The organism is Paenibacillus sp. Pae15, assembly GCF_024519685.1.
GTDB classification, from domain to species: Bacteria; Bacillota; Bacilli; order Paenibacillales; family NBRC-103111; genus Paenibacillus_G; species Paenibacillus_G naphthalenovorans.
Genome location: NZ_JALJRM010000101.1, coordinates 1 through 222, shown reverse-complemented (window position 1 = coordinate 222; position 222 = coordinate 1). Strand labels below are relative to the sequence as shown.

At 45.0% G+C, this 222-nt stretch carries 1 protein-coding gene; it reads left to right on the top strand.

The window, feature by feature from the left end:
- Positions 1-222: tripartite tricarboxylate transporter permease (locus NR121_RS25530; RefSeq protein ID WP_256832160.1), on the top strand; the 222-nt coding region annotated here is incomplete at both ends.

Sequence of the window (222 nt, the reverse complement as noted above, 5' to 3'; positions counted from 1 at the left end):
CCCCTGAATATTTCGCGCTCATGTTATTTGCATTAATTGCCACAAGCGGTCTGGGAGACAAAAAATTAATCAAAGGTCTAATCGCCATGGGATTAGGATTATTAATATCCATGGTCGGCTCTGATTCCATTCAAGGTACGAACCGGTTGACATTCGGGTCTATCGATCTTATGGACGGTATCGACTTTGTTGTTGTGGCGGTCGGTGTTTTCGGTCTCTCGG